This window comes from Streptomyces endocoffeicus (assembly GCF_016741935.1).
Classification (GTDB): domain Bacteria; phylum Actinomycetota; class Actinomycetes; order Streptomycetales; family Streptomycetaceae; genus Streptomyces; species Streptomyces endocoffeicus.
The window spans coordinates 62,800-85,530 of record NZ_JAERRG010000013.1 but is presented as its reverse complement, the minus strand read 5'-3'; the positions used below and the strand labels follow the sequence as shown (position 1 = coordinate 85,530).

17 protein-coding genes are annotated in these 22,731 nt (G+C 72.5%); 2 read left to right on the top strand and 15 right to left on the bottom strand.

Features of this window, described 5'->3' with window-relative positions; translation table 11 throughout:
* Positions 1–2: 2 nt before the first annotated feature.
* Positions 3–2,138 carry an acetate--CoA ligase family protein gene (locus JK364_RS29035; RefSeq protein WP_201854294.1) on the top strand — a complete coding sequence of 712 codons (2,136 nt, stop codon included), beginning with the start codon at positions 3–5 and terminating at the stop codon, positions 2,136–2,138.
* 77 nt (positions 2,139–2,215) lie between these two features.
* Positions 2,216–3,607, top strand: coding sequence for an OFA family MFS transporter (locus JK364_RS29030; RefSeq protein WP_201854293.1), 1,392 nt, complete (start codon positions 2,216–2,218; stop codon positions 3,605–3,607).
* A gap of 19 nt (positions 3,608–3,626) precedes the next feature.
* On the opposite strand, the gene JK364_RS29025 is transcribed toward JK364_RS29030, so the two are convergent.
* The 15 genes from JK364_RS29025 to JK364_RS28955 form a co-directional block, all read right to left on the bottom strand.
* The gene (locus JK364_RS29025; protein WP_201854292.1) at positions 3,627–4,673 is read right to left on the bottom strand and encodes a sugar phosphate isomerase/epimerase family protein; all 1,047 of its coding nucleotides are present in this window, start codon (positions 4,671–4,673) and stop codon (positions 3,627–3,629) included.
* Entirely contained in the window at positions 4,670–6,145 is a 1,476-nt protein-coding gene (locus JK364_RS29020; protein WP_201854291.1) for an alkaline phosphatase family protein, read from the bottom strand. Before JK364_RS29020 ends, JK364_RS29025 begins: the two co-directional genes overlap by 4 nt.
* A complete protein-coding gene (eboE, locus tag JK364_RS29015) occupies positions 6,142–7,320 on the bottom strand; it encodes a metabolite traffic protein EboE (RefSeq protein WP_201854290.1) in 1,179 nt (392 codons plus the stop codon). Before eboE ends, JK364_RS29020 begins: the two co-directional genes overlap by 4 nt.
* A 10-nt stretch (positions 7,321–7,330) precedes the next feature.
* Positions 7,331–8,215, bottom strand: coding sequence for a TatD family hydrolase (locus JK364_RS29010; protein WP_201854289.1), 885 nt, complete (start codon positions 8,213–8,215; stop codon positions 7,331–7,333).
* Positions 8,215–8,919 carry an EboA domain-containing protein gene (locus JK364_RS29005; RefSeq protein WP_201854288.1) on the bottom strand — a complete coding sequence of 235 codons (705 nt, stop codon included), beginning with the start codon at positions 8,917–8,919 and terminating at the stop codon, positions 8,215–8,217. The genes JK364_RS29010 and JK364_RS29005 overlap by 1 nt, the downstream gene beginning before the upstream one ends.
* Positions 8,913–9,815, bottom strand: coding sequence for a sugar phosphate isomerase/epimerase family protein (locus JK364_RS29000; RefSeq protein ID WP_201854287.1), 903 nt, complete (start codon positions 9,813–9,815; stop codon positions 8,913–8,915). Before JK364_RS29000 ends, JK364_RS29005 begins: the two co-directional genes overlap by 7 nt.
* Positions 9,812–10,954 carry an SCO3242 family prenyltransferase gene (locus JK364_RS28995; RefSeq protein ID WP_201854286.1) on the bottom strand — a complete coding sequence of 381 codons (1,143 nt, stop codon included), beginning with the start codon at positions 10,952–10,954 and terminating at the stop codon, positions 9,812–9,814. Before JK364_RS28995 ends, JK364_RS29000 begins: the two co-directional genes overlap by 4 nt.
* A complete protein-coding gene (locus JK364_RS28990; RefSeq protein ID WP_201854285.1) occupies positions 10,951–12,093 on the bottom strand; it encodes an inositol-3-phosphate synthase in 1,143 nt (380 codons plus the stop codon). The genes JK364_RS28995 and JK364_RS28990 overlap by 4 nt, the downstream gene beginning before the upstream one ends.
* 314 nt (positions 12,094–12,407) lie before the next feature.
* The gene (locus tag JK364_RS28985; RefSeq protein ID WP_201854284.1) at positions 12,408–13,835 is read right to left on the bottom strand and encodes a ThuA domain-containing protein; all 1,428 of its coding nucleotides are present in this window, start codon (positions 13,833–13,835) and stop codon (positions 12,408–12,410) included.
* A 93-nt stretch (positions 13,836–13,928) separates the two neighbouring features.
* Positions 13,929–16,373, bottom strand: coding sequence for a carbohydrate-binding protein (locus JK364_RS28980; RefSeq protein ID WP_201854283.1), 2,445 nt, complete (start codon positions 16,371–16,373; stop codon positions 13,929–13,931).
* 267 nt (positions 16,374–16,640) lie between these two features.
* Positions 16,641–17,648, bottom strand: a complete 1,008-nt coding sequence (locus tag JK364_RS28975; RefSeq protein WP_201854282.1) for a sugar phosphate isomerase/epimerase family protein — start codon at positions 17,646–17,648, stop codon at positions 16,641–16,643.
* Between the two features lie 13 nt (positions 17,649–17,661).
* Entirely contained in the window at positions 17,662–18,852 is a 1,191-nt protein-coding gene (locus JK364_RS28970) for a Gfo/Idh/MocA family protein (protein WP_201854281.1), read from the bottom strand.
* Positions 18,853–18,912: 60 nt separating this feature from the next.
* The gene (locus tag JK364_RS28965) at positions 18,913–19,971 is read right to left on the bottom strand and encodes a substrate-binding domain-containing protein (protein WP_201854280.1); all 1,059 of its coding nucleotides are present in this window, start codon (positions 19,969–19,971) and stop codon (positions 18,913–18,915) included.
* Positions 19,968–21,044 carry an ABC transporter permease gene (locus JK364_RS28960; protein ID WP_372462006.1) on the bottom strand — a complete coding sequence of 359 codons (1,077 nt, stop codon included), beginning with the start codon at positions 21,042–21,044 and terminating at the stop codon, positions 19,968–19,970. The genes JK364_RS28965 and JK364_RS28960 overlap by 4 nt, the downstream gene beginning before the upstream one ends.
* Entirely contained in the window at positions 21,041–22,570 is a 1,530-nt protein-coding gene (locus JK364_RS28955; protein ID WP_201854279.1) for a sugar ABC transporter ATP-binding protein, read from the bottom strand. The genes JK364_RS28960 and JK364_RS28955 overlap by 4 nt, the downstream gene beginning before the upstream one ends.
* Positions 22,571–22,731: the final 161 nt, after the last annotated feature.

Below are 22,731 nucleotides of genomic sequence, written 5' to 3'. Positions count from 1 at the left end.
CGGTGACGTATGACAACGATGCCGTGCGGGCGGTGCTGGACGCCGCCCGCGCCGAGGGGCGCACGGCGCTGACCGCCCCCGAGGGGAAACGGATCACCGACGCGTACGGTATCCCGACCCCGGCCGAGGGGCTCGCGGAGACCGCGGACGAGGCGGTGGCGCTCGCCGACCGGATCGGCTTCCCCGTCGTCCTCAAGATCGTGTCCCCGGACATCCTGCACAAGACCGACGCGGGCGGGGTCCGGGTGGGGCTGGCGTCCTGCGCCGAGGTGCGGAGCGCGTTCACCACGATCGTCGACAACGCCCGTGGCTATGACGCGAAGGCCCGGATCCAGGGCGTCCAGGTGCAGCAGATGGTCCCGGACGGCGGGCAGGAGGTCATCGTCGGCGCCGTCACCGACCCCACCTTCGGGAAGGTGGTGGCGTTCGGGCTCGGCGGGGTGCTGGTGGAGGTGTTGAAGGACATCACCTTCCGGCTGGCCCCGGCCACCGAGGACGAGGCGCTGTCGATGCTGGACGGGATCCGCGCCGCCGAGGTGCTGCGCGGGGTGCGCGGTGGCGAGGCGGTGGACCGCGCGGCGCTCGCCGATCTGATCGTGCGGGTCTCCCGGCTGGTGGCGGACTTCCCCGAGATCACCGAGGTCGATCTCAACCCGGTGTTCGCCACCGCGAGCGGGGTGCTCGCCGCCGATGTGCGGCTGCTGATCGGGGATCCGGCCCCGCGGACGCGCCGCCGCTACTCGCGCGAGGAGATCCTGGGCTCGATGCGCCGGCTGATGCAGCCGCGCTCGGTGGCGGTGGTGGGCGCCTCCAACGAGCAGGGGAAGATCGGCAATTCGGTGATGCGCAACCTCATCGACGGCGGCTTCCCCGGCGAGATCCACCCGGTGAACCCCAAGGCCGACGACATCCTGGGCCGCAAGGCGTACAAGACCGTCACGGACGTCCCCGGCGAGGTGGATGTGGCGGTCTTCGCGATCCCCGCGAAGTTCGTGCCCGCCGCGCTGGAGGAGGTCGGCCGCAAGGGCATCCCGAACGCGGTGCTGATCCCGTCCGGCTTCGCCGAGACCGGTGAGCACGAGCTCCAGGACCGGATCGTGGCCATCGCCGAGGAGCACGGGGTGCGGCTGCTGGGGCCCAACATCTACGGCTACTACTCCACCTGGCAGGACCTGTGCGCCACCTTCTGCACCCCGTACGACGTCAAGGGGCCGGTGGCGCTCACCTCGCAGTCCGGTGGCATCGGGATGGCCATCCTCGGCTTCGCCCGGACGACCAAGACCGGGGTCTCGGCCATCGTCGGCCTCGGCAACAAGTCGGACCTGGACGAGGACGACCTGCTCACCTGGTTCGGTGAGGACGACCGCACCCAGTGCATCGCGATGCACCTGGAGGACCTCAAGGACGGCCGGGCCTTCGTGGAGGCGGCGCGGGCCACCGTCCCCAGGAAGCCGGTGGTGGTCCTCAAGGCGGGCCGTACGGCCGCGGGTGCCAAGGCGGCCGGGTCCCACACCGGCGCGCTGGCCGGGGACGACGCGGTCTACGACGACATCCTGCGGCAGGCCGGGGTGATCCGGGCGCCGGGCCTCAACGAGATGCTGGAGTACGCGCGGGCGCTGCCCGTGCTGCCAGCACCCCAGGGTGACAACGTCGTCATCATCACCGGCGCCGGGGGCTCGGGCGTGCTGCTGTCGGACGCGATCGTCGACAACGGGCTGTCCCTGATGGAGATCCCGGACGACCTGGACGCCGCCTTCCGCCGCTTCATCCCGCCGTTCGGCGCGGCCGGGAACCCGGTGGACATCACCGGCGGCGAACCGCCGTCCACCTACGAGGCGACCATCCGGCTGGGCCTGGAGGATCCGCGGATCCACGCCCTGGTCCTGGGCTACTGGCACACCATCGTCACCCCGCCGATGGTGTTCGCCGAGCTGACCGCGCGGGTCGTCGAGGAGTTCCGCGCCCGGGGCATCGCCAAACCGGTGGTGGCCTCGCTCGCGGGCGACACCGAGGTCGAGGAGGCGTGCGCGTACCTCTTCGAGCGCGGGGTCGTGGCCTATCCGTACACCACCGAGAAGCCGGTGGCCGTCCTGGGTGCCAAGTACCGGTGGGCCAGGTCGGCGGGGTTGCTCACTTAAGCCACCCCCGTTTCCCGGAGCACGAAGAGTTTGGACAGGGGGCGCTGGCCGGGTTCCTTCGAAGCCAAGGGGACGACATGAGCACAGCAGAACAGCCGGAAGGGGTCCTCCCCTTCCGTGAAGTGCAGGACAGCAAGGGACGTACGTATCGCATCGGCGAGACCGACCGCGACATCCTGGGCCACAGCCGGAAGCTGATGGTCTATCTGCCGTGGATCGCGATGATGGCCATCAGCGTGTCCGAGTACGCGTACGGCTCGGCGGAGGACACGCTCTCGGAGGCGCACGGCTGGACCCAGAGCAACACCTTCTGGATCCTCAGCGTCTGGGTGTTCTTCCAGGCGGGCATCGCCTTCCCGGCCGGATGGCTGCGGGAGAAGGGGATCCTGACCGCCCGCAAGGCGATGTACCTGGGGTCGGGGCTCTGTCTGATCGGGTTCCTGGCCCTCTCCCACCTCGACAACGTCTTCGCGGCGATCGTCGGCTTCGGTGTCGTCGGGGGTCTCGGCTCCGGGTTCGTCTACGCCACCTGCATCAACATGGTGGGCAAGTGGTTCCCGGAGCGGCGCGGGGCGAAGACGGGGTTCGTCAACGGAGGGTTCGCCTACGGCGCGCTGCCGTTCATCTTCATCTTCAACTACTGGTTCGACACCGGGAACTTCGACGAGGTCCTGGACCTCATCGGGGTCTATGTGCTGATCGCCGTGGCGATCTGCGCCTGGTTCTTCAAGGACCCGCCGAAGAACTGGTGGCCCGCCGACATCGACCCGCTGAGCTACGCCGGCAACGCCAAGAGCGCGGCGAGCCTGGCGAAGAACCCGCCGGCGGTGCGGCAGTACACGCCCAAGGAGGCCATCAAGTCCGGGATGCTGCCGCTGATGTGGGTGTCCCTGGTGCTCACCGCGGGAGTGTCCATCTTCGGGATCTCCTTCCAGGTCGACTACGCCAAGGAGGTGGGCTTCGGCCCGCTGGTGGCGGCCTCGTCCATGGGCATCATGTCCGTCGTCAACGGTGTCGGACGCGGGGTGGTCGGCTGGCTCTCGGACCTGTGGGGGCGGAAGACGACGCTGGTGTTCGTCATCGTGGTGCTGGGCCTCGCCCAGTTCGGGGTGATCTGGGCCGGTAACATCCACAACGAGGTGCTGTTCCTCTTCTTCGCCTTCCTCTCCGGGTTCGGCGGCGGCGCCTTCTACCCGATGTTCGCGGCGCTGACCCCGGACTACTTCGGGGAGAACTACAACGCCACCAACTACGGCCTGGTGTACAGCGGAAAGCTGGTCAGCGGGCTGTTCGGCGGCGGCCTCGGCTCGATGGTGGTCGACTCCTGGGGCTACGACGGCGCGTACGCGCTCGCCGGCGGCATCTCCATGCTGGCGGCCGCGGTGGCCCTGCTGCTGCGGCAGCCCGGCCGGCCGCGGATCCGGGGCATCGCCCCGAACCCGCAGCCGATCAGCCGCGAGGTCGTCTAGCTCCGCGGGGGACCCTCGCTCAGCCCCGTCCGCCGCAACGCAACGACCGCAGATAGCGGGCGGAGCGGCGGGCGGTGGTGAGCGAATCGGCGGGCTGGTCGTGCTCCACCATCCAGTGGTGGTCACGCCGCCCGCCATGGGTCTTGCCGACCGCGCTCAGGAAGCGGCGGTAGTCGATGTCACCGTCCCCGACGTCCACCATCCGGTAGCCGTCGGGGACGGTTTCGTCGTGCTCCCCGTCCTTGACGTGGAAGAGCGGATAGCGGTGCGGGGCCCGCAGGACGTAGGTCAGCGGCTCGAAGGGCGCCGGGGAGCCGTCGGCCTTCTTGCCGAACCGGTACTGGGCCACATACGCCCAGTAGATGTCCATCTCCAGATGGACCAGCTCGGGATCGGTCTCGGCGAGCAGCACATCGTAGAGGCGGACGTCCGGCCGGTCGGTGGCGAAGGAGAACTCCTCGGCGTGGTTGTGCTGGTAGAACTTCATCCCGCGCGCCTTGGCCGCCGCGCCGTAGGTGTTGAACTCCTCCGCGCAGCGCTTCCAGCCGTCGACCGTGGAGCCGTAGCGCCAGGGCCCGGAGGCGGTGCCCACATGCGGCAGGCCGAGCGCCTCGGCGTCGTCGAGCACCTGGGTGAGGTTGGTGGCGAAGGTGTACGCCTTCGGGTCGTCGGAGTAGTAGCCGACGTGGCTGCCGATACCGCGCAGCCCGTTGTCCCGCATCAGCCGCTTGAGCTGCTTGAGGGTGATGTCGCCGGTGCCCTGGGTGTAGCCGGCGAACTCCACCTGGTCGTAGCCGTACCGGGCCAGTTCCTCGAAGACACCGGCGAAGCCGATGGACTGCACCTGGTCGCGGAGGGTGTAGAGCTGGATGCCGAGGTGGCCGCGGGGCACCAGCGGGCCGCCCCGGCCGTTCTGGGCCGACGCGGCGGTGTTGCCGCCCGTCTGGGCGGCCGCGGCGGTGCCGGTGCCGAGCAGTCCGGCGGCCGTGGCACCCGCGGCGACGCCGAGGAATCTGCGGCGGCGGAGGGTCTCGGCGAGTTCGGGGTTGTCCTGGGCCCTCTTCACAGGGTGTCTCCTTCGGTTGCGTTCGTCAGACCGGCGAGGCGGAGGAGCAGGTTCTTGACGTCGGTGGCGGCCACCTGTCCGCTCACCACGCCGGGCTGGGAGCAGAGGAGGACGGGGCCGTCCTCCTCGCGGTCCGGGAGGCGGCCGTGGCTGCCGCGCACCGGGGACGGATCGAGCGGGACGACGGCCATGCGGTAGCGCATCCCCGTCTTCTTGCGGGCCAGCGCGGTGGCGGCCCGCACCCGCACATAGGGGTCCTTGGGGTCCATGAACAGCTCGGCCGGGTCATAGCCGGGCTTGCGGTGGATCTCCACCAGCTGGGCGAAGTCGGGGGCGCGGGCGTCGTCGAGCCAGTAGTAGTACGTGAACCAGGCGTCCGGCGCGGCCACCGCGACCAGCTCCCCGGAGCGGGGATGGTCCAGGCCGTGGGCCTTCTTGCCCTCGTCGTCGAGGAGTTCGGCGATACCGGGCAGTCCGGCCAGGGCGGCGCGGGTGGCGTCCAGGTCCTCCGCGCGGCGCACATACACATGGGCGAGCTGGTGGTCGGCGACCGCGAAGGCGCGGGAGGCGCCGGGGTCGAGGTACTCCATGCCGTCCTGGGTGTGCACCTCCAGCAGTCCGGCCCGGCGCAGCGCCCGGTTGATGTCCACCGGCCGGGACACCGGGGTGATGCCGTACTCGGACAGCGCCACGACGGTGCGGCCGCGGGCGGTGGCGTCGTCGAGCAGCGGGCCGAGGGCGGTGTCGAGCTCGGCGGCGGCGGAGTGGGCGCGGGGGTCGTCGGGGCCGTACCGCTGGAGGTCGTAGTCCAGGTGCGGAAGGTAGGTGAGCACCAGATCGGTGGGGCTGGTGCGCAGGATGTGGCGGGTGGCGTCGATGATCCACTGCGAGGAGACCAGATCGGCGCCCGGCCCCCAGAAGTGGAAGAGGGGGAAGGTGCCGAGCTCCGCGGTGAGTTCGTCGTGCAGCGCGGGGGGCCGGGTGTAGCAGTCCGGCTCCTTGCGGCCGTCGGCGTAGTAGACGGGGCGCGGGGTGACGGTGATGTCGGTGTCCGAGCCCATCGCGTACCACCAGCAGATGTTGGCCACGGTGTAGCCCGGGTGGGCCCGGCGGGCGGCGTCCCACAGCTTGTCGCCGCCTACCAGGCCGTTGTGCTGCCGCCACAGCAGCACCTCGCCCATCTCGCGGAAGTACCAGCCGTTGCCGACGATGCCGTGCTCGGCGGGGGTGGTGCCGGTGAGGAACGTCGACTGGGCGGCGCAGGTGACGGCGGGCAGCACGGTGCCCAGCGCGGCGCGGGAGCCGGAGCGGGCGAGGGCCTTGAGGCGGGGCATGTGGTCCAGCAGCCGGGGGGTGAGCCCGACGACGTCGAGGACGAGGAGGGGGGTGGGGCCGGTCCGGTCGCCCCTGTCGCCCCTGTCGCCCCTGTCGCTCCGGTGGCTCGGGTCGCTCCGGTGGCTCGGGTCGCTCATGGCAGCTCCTTGAGGCCGAGGTCGGTCAGCAGGTCGCGGGCGAGGGCGAGTTCGGCGGCGATGCCGTCGGCGAGCCGGTCGCGGGTGCGGGGGCGCAGCTCGGGCGGGAGCGCCTGCCAGGTGTAGGTCTCCACTTCGAGGTGGCGGGTCAGCGGGGCGGGCCCGCCGACGAGACGGGCCAGGGCGTCGGCGAGCACCGGGAGGGTGGAGGTCAGCGGGGGCTCGGGCGGGGCGTGCAGCGGGACGTGGAAGTGGGACCGCCAGGGCGCGGTGTCCGCGAGACCGCCGGCGAGCGCCTGGTCGAGGTCGTCGGTGCCGGTGACGCCGCCCTCGGGGGCCCGGGTGCGGGTCTGGTGGAGGAAGCGGGGCTCGGCGAAGGCCGCGAGGGCCTCCCGTACGGCGGGCCGCCCCGGGTCCTCGGCGTGCAGCGCGGCGGACAGCTGCGCCTTGACCACCGGGACCCCGGCGGCGGTGAGCGCGTCGACGGCCGTGTGCGGATCCTCGAACTGCGTCGCCAGATGGCAGGTGTCCAGGCAGACGCCGATGCGGTCCAGGGGCGGGCCGCCGGGCGCGGTGAGCGCCTCGATGGCCTGCGCGGTGGTCTCCACGGTGCAGCCCGGCTCGGGCTCCAGGCCGATGCGGACGGACCGGCCGGTGAGCTCCTGGATGGCGTCGAGCCGCTGGGCGAGGGTGGTGAGGTGGCGGCGGGCGGCGCGGGCGGCGTCGGCGTCGAAGGGGGCGCGCCAGGCGAGCGGCAGGGTGGAGACGGAGCCGTCGGTGATGTCGTCCGGGAGCAGCGCGGCCAGCAGCCGGGCCAGATGGGTGGTGTGCTCCAGCCGCTCCGGATCGGTCCAGTCGGGCTTGTAGACCCGGTACTTGACCTCCTGGGCGCCGAACCCCTCGTACGGGAAGCCGTTGAGGGTGACCACCTCCAGACCGCGGGTGTCCAGCGCGGTGCGCAGCCTGCGCAGTTCGGCGGGGTCGGCGCTCAGGGTGCGGGCGGCGTCGCGGGCCAGCCACAGGCCGATGCCGAGCCGGTCGCGGCCGAGGCGGCGGCGGACCGGTTCGCAGTGCAGCCGGAGCTGCTCCACGACGCCGTCGAGGTCTTCGGCGGGGTGGACGTTGGTGCAGTAGGCGAGGTGGACGGTGGAGCCGTCGGGGTGGCGGAAGCGCATGGGGTCCTCCTCACCGTTCCGTCGGCGCGGCGGCCGGGGCGCCGCCGCGCAGGATGGAGTTGCCCTCGTGGGTGGCGGTGGCCGTGGTGTCGTCGATGTCGAGGTCCAGGTCCAGGCGGCCGCTGAGCCCGTAGAACGCCACCGGGTTGCGCCACAGCACGAGGTCGACGTCGTCCTCGGTGAACCCCTCGGCGCGCATCAGCTCGCCGACCGCGCGGGTCTTGAGCGGGTCGCTTCTCCCCCAGTCGGCGGCCGAGTTGACCAGGACCTTCTCGGGCCCGTACGCGCGCAGGATCGCGACCATCCGCTCCTCGTCCATCTTGGTGTCGGGGTAGACCGAGAAGCCCAGCCAGCAGCCGCTGTCCTTGGCCTCCTTGACGGTGGTCTCGTTGAGGTGGTCGACGAGGACGCGGTCCGGGGGCAGCGCGGACTCCCCGACGACGTCGAGGGTGCGGCGCAGTCCGGCCAGCTTGTCGCGGTGCGGGGTGTGGACGAGGGCGGGCAGCCCGTGGTCGGCGGCGAGCTGCAGCTGGGTGGCGAGGGCGGTGTCCTCGGCGGGGGTCATCGAGTCATAGCCGATCTCGCCCACGGCCACGACGCCGTCCTTGACGAGATAGCGCGGCAGCTCGTCCAGGACCGGGGTGCAGCGCGGGTCGTTGGCCTCCTTGGGGTTGAGCGCGAGGGTGCAGTGGTGGGCGATCCCGTGCTGGGCGGCCCGGAAGGGCTCCCAGCCGAGGAGGGAGTCGAAGTAGTCGTAGAAGCTGGCGGGCGAGGTGCGGGGCTGCCCGAGCCAGAAGGACGGCTCGACGAGGGCGCGCACCCCCGCGGCGTACATGGCCTCGTAGTCGTCGGTGGTGCGGGAGGTCATATGGATGTGGGGATCGAAGATGCGCATCAGGACTCCTCGCGGGTCAGGGCGCGGGGCGCGCCGGGCAGGGCGCGGGTCATGGCCAGTACGCGGTCGAGATCGCCGGGCACGGGGCGCCCGGCGGCGGTGCGCTCTTGGGCGTAGTCGCCGAGCATGCGGCCCAGCTCGCCGTCCCCGTGCGCCCGCCGTTCCCAGTCGGCGACGGCGGTGAGGGGCACGCCCGTGAACAGGCACTTGAGCACGGCCTGCCGCCAGCTGTGCGGCGAGAGATGCCGAGCGGCGTACGGCCCGACGGCGGCGGCCACGAGCCGGGTGTCATTGGTCCGCAGGGCGTCCTCGACGAGCGGCACGGCGTCGGCCCCGGCGAACAGCCCGAGATGCGGAAGCGCCCGCAGAACGGCCCGGCGCTCGGCGCCCGTGCCGTGCGCGTACAGCCTCGCGACGGTCGGCGCGTCCGCGCGCGCGGCGTGGAGGATGAGGATGCGGGCGGCGTCGGGGAGGTCGTGGGGGGTGTCGGGGAGGTCGTGGGGGGTCAGGTCGGCGGCGGCGGGCCGGGGGTTACGGACGTGGCGGCCCGCGGAGGCGAAGTCCAGCTCCCAGCGGGCGGGGCCGGGAGCGTCCGGGCGCGGCCCGGATTTCGCCGCGTCCGTCAGCGCGCCGTCCAGCCAGGCGCGTCCCGCCTCGTCCAGGCGCCGCTCCACGGCGGCGCGGAGCTCGGTCACGGTCAGCATCGGACGCCTCCCTCGCTCGCGGCCCGTTCGGCGTCCTTGAGGAACCGCAGGGAGGCGCGGGCCAGTTCGGGACCGGCGTGGGAGTGACGGGGCAGCTCGACGCCGACGAGACCCCGGTACCCCGCCGCGCGCAGCGCCGCCAGCACCGGCGGGAAGTCGATCTCCCCCTCGCCGAACGGCAGATGCTCATGCACTCCGCGCCGCATGTCCTCGATCTGCGCATGCCGCACCCAGGGCGCCGCCGCGCGGACGCACTCGGCGGGCGGGTCGGGTTCCAGGCACTGGCAGTGGCCGATGTCGAGGGTGAGGCCGAGGGCGGCCGGATCGCCGAGCGCCGTGCGCAGCCGGTGAAAACCGGCGAGGTCGGCGAGGAGATGCCCCGGCTCCGGCTCGATCGCGAGGGAGACGCCCACCGCCCCGGCGGCCACTACCACCGGCCCGAGGGCGTCCGCCAGCCGCCGCCACGCCGTCTCCCCGGACTCACCGGGCGGCAGCACCCCGCTGAAGCAGTGCACGGCCGGGGCCCCGAGGTCCCCGGCCACCCGCACGGCCCGCAGCAGCAGATCGACCCGGGCGCCACGGGCCTCGGGGTCCGGGTCGAGCAGGGTGGGGTGATGCTTGCGCCGGGCGTCGAGCACATACCGGGCACCGGTCTCGATCGCGACACCGAGACCGAGCCGCTCGAGGTCGCGGGCGACGCGGCGGGTACGGGCGGCGAGGTCCGGGGCGAGCGGGTCGAGGTGCATATGGTCGAGGGTCAGCGAGACGCCGTCGTAGCCGAGGTCGGCGAGGAGCGCGAGGGCGTCGCTCAGGCGGAGGTCGGTCAGACCGTTGGTGCCGTAGGCGAAGCGGAGGGATTCCGGGGTGGGGCGGCTGGGGTCGCCGGTGCGGCTCATGTCGCGCTGACCTTTCTCGACAGCCGGCGGGCGACGGGCATCAGCGCGAGCAGCCCCGCGGCCGTACGGTGCGCCCCGGCGCGGGAGGCGAGCACGGCCTGAAGCGGGATCATCGCGCGGATGCCGCTGCCGACGGCACGCTGGAGGAGGTACGGGGACGGGTTGAGCGCGGCATGCGCCAACGGCCGGGCGACCGTGGCCACGTACCCGCCCGCGAGGGCAACACCCGCGAAGCGGCTGACCGCCGCGCCGCGCGAGGGGCCGGCCCCGCCGTGCCGGGGCACCGCGGCCCCGGCCCGCGTGCCGCCCGGCGGGGCGGCGTCTCCGGTGGCGGCCGCAGCCGCCGCGACGAGTCGCGCCGCCGGGGCGCCGCGCCGCGCGGCTACGCCCTTGCCCCGCACCTGGGCGAGCACCTGGGCCACGGCCCCGGGGGCGGCAGCCGGGGCGGACGCGGCGGCCTTGGCCGCCACCGCGCGGCCCGCTTCAGGGCCGAGCCCCGAAGCGGGGGCCGGGCGTCTGGTGGTGGACCAGGCGATCGCCGCTCCCACCGCGAGGGCGCCGAGGGGGGCCGTCGAGGAGCCGCCGGTCGCCTCGCGGCGGGAGACCGTGGTCACCGCGAGGGTGTGGGCGCCCAGGAGGGCGGCCGGGCGGAGGGCGGGGCGGATGTGCCCGGCGGAGGCCGTGGCGCCGAGGAGGAGGTCCAGCGCGCGGGCGGCGGCCATGGCGGGCGGGCCCGCGGGCGTGTTCTTCAGCCCCAGGTCGTACGCCCATACCGTGCCCGCCAGGGCCGTCGCCGTGGCGAGGGCCGGGCGGCCCGCGGCGGCGGCGCACAGGAGCCCGGCGGCGGTCAGCCCGGTCGCGGCGGTCAGCGCCGCGGCGGGGGCGATACGGCCCGAAGGCAGCGGGCGGCCGGGGCGCTCCACGGCGTCGATGTCCCGGTCGGCCCAGTCGTTGAGCGCCATGCCCGCCTCGTACAGGCACAGCGAGGCGCAGACGGCGAGCGCCGTGCCCCGGTTGGGGCCGCGCCGGGCCGCGGCCGCGCCCGCCAGGGCGTCACCGGGCACGGTGAACAGGGCCGAGATCCTGAGCAGTTCGGCCCAGTCCCCCCACTTCCCCCACGTGCTCGTGGCCCCCGTCACGACCGGCCCCGCAGCCGCCCGGCGAAGCCGATGAGCGCCGCGTACTGGTCGGCGAGGGCCGCCGGGCCGCCGTCCGGGTCCTTGAAGTAGAAGCCGAGTTCGGGGAGCGGCCCGGTGAGGCCGACCTCATGGGCGCGGGCGGTCAGCCGGGCCAGATCGAGGACGAGCGGTGCGGCGAGGGCCGAGTCGCAGCCCTGCCAGATGGTCTGCAGGACCATCCGCGAGCCGAGGAAGCCCTCGAAGGAGACGTGGTCCCAGGCGGTCTTCCAGTCGCCGAGCGCGGGCACGTTGTCGATGTGCAGCTCGCCGTCGGGGAGTTCGCCGAGGGTGTCGGAGAGGACCCGCGCCTTCCCCGCGTTCTTGGCCGCCGCGGCGCCCGGGTCGGCGAGGGCGGCGCCGTCGCCGCCGCCGAGGAGGTTCGTACCGGACCAGCTCCGTACGGCCAGCGCCCGCTGGGCGAACATCGGCGCGAGGACGGACCGCAGCAGCGTCTGCCCGGTCTTGCCGTCGCGCCCCGCGTACGGCAGCCCGGAGCGCTCGGCCCGCTCGCGCACGCGGGGGTGGTGGAGCCCGGTGGAGGGCGTGAAGTTGACGTACGGGCATCCGGCGCGCAGTGCGGCGGCCGCGTAGAGGGAGCTGGGCGGCAGCGTCCCGGCGTCCTCCGGGGCGGCTTCGGTGGAGGCGACGTTGACGACGACGGCGCGGGCGAGCTCGTGCGTACGGACGAACTCGGTGAGGTCGGCCGCGAAGGCGGCGATCAGCTCCTCCTCGCCACGGCCGTCGCCGGGCTGTGGCCCGCCCGGACGGACGGCCGCGTCGGCGGCGGCGAGTTCGCCGCGTACGGCGGCGGGCAGCCCATGCGGCAGCACCCCGTCGGCGGCCAGCGCCTCGGCCCGCTTGGGCAGCGGGGTGGCGGCGGTGTCATGGCCGCCGAAGACGAGGCCGGCGAGCGCGGGCAGGCCGCTGTCCGCGAACGCCGCGGTCTCGGTGACCATTCCGGTCGCCGGCTGCAGCCCCCCGGCGACGGCGGCACAGCCCGCCACGGCGGTGGTGGCGACGGAACCGCGGGCGCCGATGAGCCAGACCCCCGTACGGGGTGCGTCGCGGAGTGGGGTGATGTCGTCGGGACGGGTGGTCACTGGCTGCCTCCCGGGGGCTGGGCGTGGGTTGCGCAGATGGTTCGGGGTGGCGCGGATCCGAGTTGGCGGCGCCGGTCCGGTCGTGGCGCGGGGGTGTTGTGGTCGGGCGGGCGTGGCCAAGGCCGCCCCGCGCCCGGGAGTCGGGGCCGGGGCGGGGCGGCCGGGAGCCGCCGGGTGGGTGACCCGGGGCCGTCGGGGTGCCGGCGCTGGACAGGTGGTGGGGGTGGCGGCGGGAGGAGGCGGCGTACTCCTGCCCGCCGCCACGCCGTCCCCACGGCTCCCCTCGGGCCGTCGGGACGGCGATTCGGGGGCGCCTAGCCGTCGTGGTGGCGCTGGTGGTGGCCGCCGCCCTTCGCCGGCAGGTCCTTGACGCGGATGTCGCGGAAGGAGACCTCGTCCCCCTCCCCGTGGTTCTGGATGCCGACGTAGCCCTGCCGCAGGCTGCGCGCCGGGTCCCGGTTGGTGAAGTCGTTGATCTTCACGCCGTTGAGCCAGATCCGCAGCCGTTCGCCCTGCACACGGATCTCGTAGGTGTTCCACTCCCCCGGCGGGTTCAGCGCCGCGTCCCGCTTGGCGAGGTCCGCGGACTGGAAGCCGTAGACCGAGCCGGTGGTGTGATCGGGGGTGTCCGTGGCGTCGATCTGCACCTCGTAGCCGTTGTTGACCGCCGACCAGGGGTCGTCGGAGGCCGGGAAGCCGACGAAGACGCCGGAGTTGTCGTCGCCCGCCATCTTCCAGTCCAGCTTGAGCGAGTACGAGCCCAGCTCACGGGCCCCGTACCAGAGCATGCCCATGCCGCCGGTCGAGGTGAGGGTCCCGGACGCGGTGTCGAGGGTGAAGCTCCCGGGGCCCGCCTGCTTCCAGCCGTCCGTCGAGGTGCCGTCGAAGAGCGGGCGGTAGCCCTGCTCCGGGCGGCAGTCGGCGTGGGCGGCGCCGGTGGCGTAGCGGAGGCCGCCGAGCAGGTGCTGCCGGAAGGCGGGGTCGGCGTAGGACTCCTTGGTGTGGCCGAAGCCGGTGTAGAAGGCGCGGCCGCCCCGGTACTCCTGGCACCACGAGATGGGGTGGTCCTCCCCCATCGCGCCGCCCTGGTACGAGGATTCGTCGAGTGTGGCGAGGACCTTCACCCGCTCCCTCGGGTTGGTGCGGTAGTTGTACCACTCATCCGTCCGCTCCCACGTCGGCGCCAGATGCGCGGTCGCGGGGTTGCCCCGGTCCTCGACGTCCACGGTGGCCTGCTGGATCGCGGGGTGGGACTGGAAGTACGCCCCGGCCAGGCCCTCGTAGAAGGGCCAGTCGTATTCGGTGTCGGCCGCCGCGTGGACGCCGACGTAGCCGCCGCCCGCCCGCACATAGCCCTCGAACGCGGACTGCTGGGCGGTGTCGAGGACGTCGCCGGTCGTGGAGAGGAAGACGACGGCGTCGTAGCGGGCGAGGTTGTCGGGGGTGAAGGCGGCGCCGTCCTCGGTGGCGTCGACGGCGAAGCCGCTCTGCGTGCCGAGTTCCTTGATGGCGGCGATGCCGTCGGGGATCGAGTCGTGGCGGAAGCCGGCCGTCTTGGAGAAGACCAGGACCCGGTCGTCGGCGGCGCCGGATGTGGCGGCCCCGGACGCGGCGGCGGGCAGGGCGGTCAGGGCGAGCAGCAGCGTGGCCCCGGCGGCGGCGAGCCGCGCCCCCCACCGGGAGCGGGTTCCGGAGTCGGATCTGGAGTCGGATCTGGAATGCGGAGAGGTGTGCGGGTGCATATCCGTCGTGCTCCTTCCTCCCGGGCCCGGGGCGGCGGCCGCGTACGGCCGCCGCCCCGGGACCCGATCGTCAGCGCGTCAGCGCCTCGCTCGTCAGCCGGTGCCGATCGTGAAGTCGTCCACGTCGAAGAGCGCTCCCGCACCGCCCTTGAAGACGAGGGACAGCGTGGTGGTGCCGGTCGGGGGCTTCGTCAGTGTCGTCTTGACGTCCTGGAAGGTCTCCCAGTCGCCGGTCACCGGCACGGTGACGGTGCCGAGCAGCCGCCCGGTCGGGGAGCCGCTGCGGATCTCCAGCGTGCCGCCGGCGCCCGCCGAGGAGACCCGTGCCGTGAAGTCCTTGGCGTTGCCCAGCACATACGGCTTGAAGGAGATCCAGTCCCCGTTCTCGATGTTGCCGACCGTCTTGCCGCCGTTGGCCGGGGTGTGGTTGATCACCGAGACGCCCTGGCTGTCGTCGTAGTGCTCGGCCTGCCGGTGCTTGGGCTGGACGATGGACTGGTCGTGGGTGGTCAGCGGCGGCTGGCCGCCACCGCCGCCGTCGGTGTACTCGGCGTCGAAGACCCCGAAGATGTTGGCGTTGGGGTCGTGCTCCCCGTCGGCGTTGGTCTTGATGGTGCCGGAGCAGCCGTTCGCCGTGGTGACGGGGTGGCCGTGGCTGTCATGGCCGAGAATGTAGGTGACCTTGACCTTGGCGCAGTCGACGGTGCCGTCCTCCGGGTCGGTCACCTTGACCTTGAACGGGATCTCGTCGCCGAAGGTGAACAGCTGGCCGTCGCCGGGCAGTTGCAGCGTCACCTTGGGCGCGGTGTTGCCGACCGTGAGGTGCACATTGGCGCTGGCGGAGCGGCCGGTGGGGTCCTTGACGGTGAGGGTCGCGGTGAAGGTGCCGTTCTTCTTGTACGTATGGGTGGGGTTGGTGGCGGCGGAGGTCGTTCCGTCGCCGAAGTCCCAGTTGTAGGTGAGGGTGTCGCCGTCGGCGTCCGAGGTGCCCGCCGAGGAGAAGGCGACCTTCATGGGCGCCTTGCCGGAGGTGCGGTCGGCGCTGGCCTCGGCGATGGGCGAGTGGCCGTCGGTGGCGTTCTCGATCCGGTAGAGCGCGGAGTGCTCGTCACCGTTGAAGTAGCCGAGGCCGTAGTCGAGGACGTACAGCGCGCCGTCCGGGCCGAAGGCCGTGTCCATGACCTGGGTGCCGGACCACGGGAAGTCGTTGATCTTCTGCACGGCCCCGTCGGCGCCCTGCTCGATCCGCTTGATCCACTGGCGGCCGAACTCCCCCGCGAAGAAGTTCCCGTTGTAGGACTCGGGGAACTTCACCGGGGAGTCGAGCGAGGCGTCGTAGCGGTAGACCGGCCCGGCCATGGGCGACTCGGAGCCGGAGCCGAACTCGGGCACGGAGTCGTTGTCGTACGGGATCCAGGCGGGCTGGGCGGGCGGCAGATCGGTGAGCCCGGTGTTGTACCGCGAGGTGTTCTTGGGCGCGGCGCAGTCGAAGGCCGGGCCGGAGGTGCCGGTGGCGAAGTCGTAGTCGCGGTACGGCTTGTTGTCGGCGATGCAGTACGGCCAGCCGTAGTTGCCGGCCTTGGTCACCCGGGCGAACTCGACGGCGCCGCCCGGTCCGCGCTCGGGATTGGCGGCACCGGCGTCCGGTCCGTAGTCGCCGACGTAGACCGTGCCGGTCGGCTTGTCGACACTGATCCGGAACGGGTTGCGGAAGCCCATCGCGTAGATCTCGGGCCGGGTCTTCTCGGTGCCGGGCGCGAAGAGGTTGCCGTCCGGGACGGTGTACGAGCCGTCGTCGGCCACCTTGATGCGGAGGACCTTGCCGCGCAGGTCGTTGCTGTTGCCCGCGGAGCGCCGGGCGTCATAGGCGGGGTTGCGGTTCTCCCGCTCGTCGATGGGGGTGAAGCCGTCGGAGGCGAACGGGTTGCTGTCGTCGCCGGTGGACAGGTACAGGTTGCCGTCGGCGTCGAAGTCGATGTCTCCGCCCACATGGCAGCAGATGCCGCGGGACGCGGGGACGTCCAGGACCTTCTTCTCACTGCCGGTGTTCAGGGTGCCGTCGGCGTCGAGGGTGAAGCGGGAGAGACGGTTGACGCCGTCGAACTTGGCGAAGTCGGCGGCCGTGCCCTCGTTGGGGGCGTCACCGGCGGGCGTGTCGAGCGGGGGCGCGTAGTAGAGGTAGATGGCGCGGTTGTCGGCGAAGCCGGGGTCGATGCCGACGCCCTGCAGCCCTTCTTCGTCGTGCGAGTAGACGGGCAGCTTGCCGGACACCTTGGTCTCGCCCGTGGCGTCGGTCAGCCACAGGGTGCCGTCGCGCGAGGTGTGCAGCACGGAGCGGTCGGGGAGCACGGCGAGCGTCATGGGCTCACCGGTCTCCTCCACGCCCTTGGCGAGGGTGACCTGCTGGAACTGCTCGGCTGCCGGGGCGGGTTGATCCGCGCCCGCCGGCGGAGCGGTGAAGGCGAGCCCCGCGCCGACGAGCAGTGCGCTCGTGACGAGCGCGAGGGGCCCGCGCAGTCGAAGCCTTTTCCTGTGCACGCTGATCCTCCGTGAAAAGAGGGGGGTACGGGCGGGCCGTCAGGCCGCCGTGACTGGCACAGGCGCGCGCCGTCGCGCCGGGATGACCGGTCCGGGGCGAGGGGCCCCTATGTGACCGGTACATCTCAAGGACCGTAGCGGGGTTTGTCCGGTCCGGAAACCCCTTTGACGCAAAACAGCTGCCGCTTCATCCACAGGCAGGACAAAGCTGGGTGGGGGCGCGGTGTGCGGTCCCCCACCCAGGGGCCTTCGGGCGGGTCCTCGTCGCTACTTGTCGCCGCCGCCGAAGGCCGCGTCGAACGACGCCGTCGGCGGGTCGAAGTCGAAGTGCTTCAGCCGGGCCAGCGCCTCCGGGGCGCCGGTGAGCCGGTCCATCCCGGCGTCCTCCCACTCGACCGACACCGGACCGTCGTATCCGATCGAGCGGAGCATCCGGAACACGTCCTCCCACGGCACATCGCCATGGCCGGCGGAGACGAAGTCCCAGCCGCGGCGGGGATCGCCCCAGGGCAGATGGGAGCCGAGGCGGCCGTTGCGGCCGTCCAGCCGCTTCCGGGCCTCCTTGCAGTCCACGTGGTAGATCCGGTCCCGGAAGTCCCACAGGAAGCCCACCGGGTCCAGGTCCTGCCAGACGAAGTGGCTGGGGTCGAAGTTGAGCCCGAAGGCGGGGCGGTGGCCGACGGCCTCCAGGGCCTGGTGGGTGGTCCAGTAGTCATAGGCGATCTCGCTGGGGTGCACCTCGTGGGCGAAGCGCACCCCCTCGGCGTCGAAGACGTCGAGGACCGGGTTCCAGCGCTCGGCGAAGTCCTCGTAGCCCCGCTCGATCATCCCCGGCACCACCGGCGGGAACATCGCCACCAGATGCCAGATGGAGGAGCCGGTGAAGCCGATGACGGTGCGCACCCCGAAGGCGGCCGCGGCGCGCGCGGTGTCCGCCATCTCGGCGGCGGCCCGCCGCCGGACGCCCTCCGCGTCGCCGTCGCCCCAGATCCGGGCGGGCAGGATGGCCTTGTGGCGCTCGTCGATGGGCGAGTCGCACACGGCCTGGCCGACCAGGTGGTTGGAGACGGCCCAGCACTTGAGGCCGTACTTCTCCAGCAGCTCGCGCCGCCCGTCCAGATAACCGGACTCGCCGAGCGCCCGGTCCACCTCGAAGTGGTCTCCCCAGCAGGCGAGTTCCAGGCCGTCGTAACCGAAGTCACGGGCCAGCCGGCAGACCTCCTCCAGGGGAAGGTCGGCCCACTGGCCGGTGAAGAGCGTGAAGGGTCTGGGCATTCCGGCCTCCTCCTCAGACGGGTACGGGGGTGTAGACGCAGTTCTTCTCCGCGCTCTCCTCCACGGCGGCCAGCACCCGCTGCACCTGCAGCCCGTCCTCGAAGGACGGCTCGGGGCCGGTTCCGTCGGCGATCGCGAACACCATGTCCCGCGCCTGGTGGACGAAGGTGTGCTCATAGCCGAGGGCGTGGCCCGGCGGCCACCACCCCTCGAGGTAGGGGTGCTCGGGCTCGGTCACCAGGATCCGGCGGAAGCCGGAGTCGACGGCGGGCTCGGTGTGGTCGTGGAAGGACAGCTCATTGAGGCGTTCCAGATCGAAGGCGAGCGAACCGCGATCGCCGTTGAGCTCGATCCTGAGCGAGTTCTTACGGCCCGCGGCGAACCTGCTGGCCTCGAACGACGCCACCGCACCGGAGCCGAACCGCCCGGTGAACAGCGCCGCGTCATCGACCGTCACCGGTCCGCGCGCCGCCCCGCCCGCCCCGGCGCCGCCGAGCCCGGCCACCGCGCCGGCGGGCAGCGGCCGCTCCCGGATGAACGTCTCGGTGAGCGCCGAGACGCCGATCAGCCGCTCCCCCGCCAGATGCTGCGCCAGGTCGACGATGTGCGAGCCCAGGTCGCCGAGGGCGCCGGAGCCCGCGTACTCCCGCCGCAGCCGCCACACCAGGGGGAACTCCGGGTCGACGATCCAGTCCTGGAGATAGGTGACCCGGACGTGGCGCAGCACGCCGATCCGCCCGTCCGCCACCATCCGGCGGGCGTACGCGATCGCGGGCGCGCGGCGGTAGTTGAAGCCCACCATCGCCACCTGACCGCGCTCCCGCGCCCGCCGCGCCGCCTCCACCATGGCCTCCGCCTCGGCCACGGAGTTGGCGAGCGGCTTCTCGCACAGCACGTGCTTGCCCGCCTCCAGGGCCGCGATGGCGATCTCGGCATGGCTGTCGCCGGGGGTGCAGACGTCGACCACCTGCACATCGTCCCGGGCGATCAGTGCCCGCCAGTCGGTTTCGGCGGCGGCCCAGCCGTGCCGGTCAGCGGCGGCCCGTACGGCGTCCGCGTCGCGCCCGCAGACGGCGGTCATCGCGGGGCGGGCGGGGAGGTCGAAGACACGGCCGACGGTGCGCCAGCCCTGGGAGTGGGCCGCGCCCATGAAGGCGTAGCCGACCATGCCGACGCCGAGTGTCTTCGCTTCAGGATTTTCCATGGGACTCCTTCTGACGATCGCAAACCGACGCGAGGTGGGGGGTCTGGCCCTCTATCGGGCTCAGCTGAATCCCGTGGGGAGGTATTCGTCCACGTTGTCCTTGGTGACGACGGCGGAGTAGAGAGTGAGAGAAGCCGGGATCTCCAGCTCCGCGAGACCGCCGACGCCCTTGCCCTGGCCGAGTGCGCGGGCGAGGTCGATGGCGGAGGCGGCCATGGTGGGCGGGTAGAGCACGGTGGCCTTCAGCACGCTGTTGTCGGCCTTGATGGCATCCATGGCGTGCTTGGCACCCGCGCCGCCGACCATGAGGAAGTCATCGCGCCCGGCCTGCTTGATGGCGCGCTCGGCGCCGACGCCCTGGTCGTCGTCGTGGTTCCACAGGGCGTCGAAGTCGGAGTGGGCCTGGAGCAGCTGGGCCATCTTCGCCTGGCCCGACTCGACCGTGAACTCCGCGGCCTGGCGGCCGACCTTCTTGATGTTGGGGTAGTTCTTCAGACCGTCGTTGAAGCCCTCGGTGCGCTGCCGGGTCAGCTCCAGGTTGTCGATCCCGGCCAGCTCGATGACCTTGGCGTTCTTCTTGCCCTTGAGCTGCTCGCCGATGTAGCGCCCGGCGTTGAGGCCCATGCCGTAGTTGTCGCCGCCGATCCAGCAGCGGTACGCCTGCGGGGAGGCGAAGATCCGGTCGAGGTTGACCACCGGGATGCCCGCCCGCATGGCCTTCAGCCCGACCTGGGTGAGCGCCTTACCGTCGGCGGGCAGGATGACCAGGACATCGACCTTCTTGTTGATGAGGGTCTCGATCTGGCCGATCTGCTGGGCGGTGTCGTTGGAGCCCTCGGTGGCCTCCAGGGTGACGTCCTTGTACTCCTTGGCGCGCCGCTTTGCCTGCTCGTTGATGGCGTTGAGCCAGCCGTGGTCGGCCTGGGGCCCGGCGAAGCCGATGGTGACCGCCTTACCGGGCTTGTCATTGGCGGTGTTCGCGGCCTGCTTGGCGTTGTCGCCGTCGTCGTTGTTCTCGTTGCTGGTGCATCCGGCGGCGAACATCGCGCCCGCCGCGGCGGTGCCCAGGAGGAGGTTTCTGCGACTGGTGGTGGCGGAGGAGCTCTTGGCATACCTCATGGCGTCGAACGACCCTTCTGTACCAGGACGGCGGCGACGATGATCGCGCCCTTGGCGATCTGCTGGACATCGCTCTGAAGGTTGTTCAGGGCGAACAGATTGGTGATGGTGGTGAAGACGAGGACGCCGAGGACGGAGCCGGTGATGGTGCCGCGGCCGCCGCTGAGCAGCGTGCCACCGATGATCGCGGCGGCGATGGCGTCGAGTTCGTAGAGGTTGCCGTTGGTGTTCTGGCCGGAGCCGGTGAGGACGACCAGCATGAAGGCGGCGACACCGCAGCACAGTCCGGAGAGCAGATACAGCAGCAGCCGCTGCCGTTTGACGTCGATGCCCGCGAGCCGGGCCGCCTCCGCGTTGCCGCCGATGGCGACCGTGCGCCGGCCGAAGGTGGTGCGGTTGAGCACCAGCCAGCCCACCACGGTCACCGCGGCGAAGATGATCACCAGCGGCGGTATGCCGAGGACATAGGCGTCCGGGAGCCCGAGGTCCAGGACCTGGTTGACGGTGACGACCTGGGTCTTGCCGTCGCTGATCTGCAGGGCGAGACCGCGGGCCGAGGCGAGCATCGCCAGCGTGGCGATGAACGGGACCATCCCGCCGTACGCGATGAGCACCCCGTTGACCAGTCCGCAGCCGAGTCCCACCAGGACCGCGCACAGCAGGATGCCGCCGAGCCCGTAGTCCTGGGTGGCGAGCGTGGTGGCCCACACCGAGGCCAGCGCGACCATCGCGCCGACCGACAGATCGATGCCGCCGCTGGTGATGACGAAGGTCACGCCGACGGTGACGACGCCGATGACGGACGCCTGGGTGAGCACGAGCTGGAGGTTGTCGGTGCTGAGGAACTCATCGGGCTTGGTGAAGCCGCCGACGGCGATCAGCACCGCCAGCACCCCGACGAGGGAGAGGTTGCGCAGGTCGGCCAGGCGCCGCAGCCTGCTCAGCGGATCGGTGTCGGTACGGCCGGCCGGCGGTTTGCCGACCGGACCGGCCGTCAGCGTGGCGCCCGCGCCCGGTACCGGGGCGGGGTCGGCCGGAGGCGGGGACGCCGGCCTGCTCCCGGGTGAATTCACGACGGGCTCCCTTCCATGACGAGATCGAGGACGCGGTGCTCGTCCAGCTCCCGCGCGGGCGCCGTATGGACGACACGGCCCTCGCGGAGCACCAGCACCCGGTCGGCGAGGCCCAGGACTTCGGGCAGTTCGCTGGAGACGAGGAGGACGGCCATGCCGTCGTCGGCGAGTCGGCGGATCACGGCGTACAGCTCGGCGCGGGCGCCGACGTCCACCCCGCGCGTCGGCTCGTCCAGCAGCAGCACCCGGCAGCCGCGCAGCAGCCAGCGGGCCAGTACGGCCTTCTGCTGGTTGCCGCCGGACAGGGTGCGCACCGGCCGCTCCGGGTCGTCGGGGTGCAGCGACAGATCGCGGACGCACCGGCGGGCCGCCGCCCGCTCCGCGCCGCGGTCCACCCATCCGGCGCGGGAGAAGCGGGTCAGCGAGGAGACCGAGACATTGCGGGTGACGGACTCCAGCATCAGCAGCGCCTGCGCCTTGCGCTCCTCGGGGGCGAGACCGAGCCCGGCGCGCACGGCGGCGGTCACACTGCCGGGGCGCAGCGGGCGGCCGTCCACCACGACCCGGCCCGAGGTGGGGCGGCGGGCGCCGTAGACGGTCTCCAGGATCTCGGACCGCCCGGAGCCGACGAGCCCGGCCAGCCCGACGATCTCGCCGGGCGCCACCTCGAGGTCGATCGGCTCGAACTCCCCCGCCCTGCCGAGGTTCTCCAGCCGCAGCACCGGCGTGGCGGCGGCGGCCGGAGGCGGCGAGGTGCGGCGCGGGAACGCGTACTCCACGTCCCGGCCCGTCATCAGCGCCACGACCTCGCGGGTCGGGGTGGTGCGCGCGGGCAGCCCGCGGGCCGCGGCGCGGCCGTCCTTGAGCACGGTGACGCGGTCGCCGATCCGGCGGATCTCCTCCAGCCGGTGCGAGATGTACACGACGGCGACCCCGGCGGCGGTGAGATCGCCGACGATGCGGAAGAGGTTGTCCACCTCGTCCGGGTCGAGGGCCGCGGACGGCTCGTCCATCACGATCAGCTGGACGTCATGGGAGAGCGCGCGGGCCATCGAGACGATCTGCTGCCCGGCCGCGGAGAGGTCCCCCACCAGCCGCCCCGGGTCGATCTCGGGGTGCCCGAGCCGGGTGAGGAGGGCGGCGGTGGCGGTGCGGGCCGCGCCGGAGCGGACGAATCCGCCGGTGGCCATCTCATGGCCGAGGAAGACGTTCTCGGCGACGGACAGCCCCTCCACCAGGTCGAGTTCCTGGTAGATGGTGGCGATGCCGAGGCGCATGGCGGCGATGGGCGATTTGAGGGCGACCGGTTCGCCGCGCCAGAGGATCTCGCCGCTGTCGGGCTGATGCGCCCCGGCGACCACCTTGATGAGGGTGGACTTGCCCGCGCCGTTCTGGCCGAGCAGACAGTGCACTTCGCCCGCTTCGACATCGAGGTCGACGCCGTCCAGGGCCCGTACGCCGGGGAAGGACTTGGTGATCGCGGACATGGTGAGGAGTGGGCGCGGGTCGGGTGGTGCCGGTGCCATGGCGGGCCTCCTCGGCGGGGTCGCTCGTATGCGGTGCGGTCGCTCGTATGCGGTGCGGTCGCTGGGCGTGCGGAACGCTTGGGTGTGCGGGGCGCTGGGCGTGCGGGTGCGCGACGTGGCGGTGATGTGGTGGTGCCGTGATGGGGTGGCGGGGCGCGACG

Bases quoted from the DNA above. Each gene is read 5' to 3' on its own strand.
- JK364_RS29030 (WP_201854293.1), top strand. From the start codon at position 2,216: ATGAGCACAGCAGAACAGCCGGAAGGGGTCCTCCCCTTCCGTGAAGTG.
- JK364_RS29020 (WP_201854291.1), bottom strand. From the start codon at position 6,145: ATGAGCGACCCGAGCCACCGGAGCGACCCGAGCCACCGGAGCGACAGG.
- eboE (WP_201854290.1), bottom strand. From the start codon at position 7,320: ATGCGCTTCCGCCACCCCGACGGCTCCACCGTCCACCTCGCCTACTGC.
- JK364_RS29010 (WP_201854289.1), bottom strand. From the start codon at position 8,215: ATGCGCATCTTCGATCCCCACATCCATATGACCTCCCGCACCACCGAC.
- JK364_RS29005 (WP_201854288.1), bottom strand. From the start codon at position 8,919: ATGCTGACCGTGACCGAGCTCCGCGCCGCCGTGGAGCGGCGCCTGGAC.
- JK364_RS29000 (WP_201854287.1), bottom strand. From the start codon at position 9,815: ATGAGCCGCACCGGCGACCCCAGCCGCCCCACCCCGGAATCCCTCCGC.
- JK364_RS28985 (WP_201854284.1), bottom strand. From the start codon at position 13,835: ATGCACCCGCACACCTCTCCGCATTCCAGATCCGACTCCAGATCCGAC.
- JK364_RS28975 (WP_201854282.1), bottom strand. From the start codon at position 17,648: ATGCCCAGACCCTTCACGCTCTTCACCGGCCAGTGGGCCGACCTTCCC.
- JK364_RS28970 (WP_201854281.1), bottom strand. From the start codon at position 18,852: ATGGAAAATCCTGAAGCGAAGACACTCGGCGTCGGCATGGTCGGCTAC.
- JK364_RS28965 (WP_201854280.1), bottom strand. From the start codon at position 19,971: ATGAGGTATGCCAAGAGCTCCTCCGCCACCACCAGTCGCAGAAACCTC.
- JK364_RS28955 (WP_201854279.1), bottom strand. From the start codon at position 22,570: ATGGCACCGGCACCACCCGACCCGCGCCCACTCCTCACCATGTCCGCG.